The sequence below is a fragment of the Acinetobacter calcoaceticus genome, assembly GCF_051947995.1.
Lineage (GTDB): Bacteria > Pseudomonadota > Gammaproteobacteria > Pseudomonadales > Moraxellaceae > Acinetobacter.
This window is the reverse complement of record NZ_JBLVVH010000037.1, coordinates 1-253: the sequence shown is the minus strand read 5'-3', so window position 1 is coordinate 253 and position 253 is coordinate 1. Positions and strand designations below refer to the sequence as shown.

Here is a 253-nt window from a genome sequence, read left to right as displayed (position 1 = left end):
ATGTACAGCAGGACGTTGTGGAACTGCCGCAGCAAGCGCAGCAGCGGCCCCTGGCGTTTCGGCGCGGGCAATCGGTTGTAGCCGTGCGCCGCCAGGCGGCGGGCGGCTTCGTCCGCGTCCAGGCCGGCGGCGGAGCTGTGCAATCGTTCCAGCACCCGTTGCGGCGGGCTGGCATGGGCGTCGCGGGAAGACAGGGGTGGGATGCCGTTCATGGGATTCCTGCGCCTCGTTCTGATGAACAGAACTATCGGGC

Annotated in this window: 1 protein-coding gene; it reads right to left on the bottom strand. The window is 68.0% G+C overall.

Features of this window, described 5'->3' with window-relative positions:
- A partial coding sequence (locus tag ACNQO6_RS18455) for a cation-transporting P-type ATPase (protein ID WP_440209914.1) occupies window positions 1-212 on the bottom strand: 212 nt, incomplete at its 3' end.
- Between the last annotated feature and the right edge of the window lie 41 nt (window positions 213-253).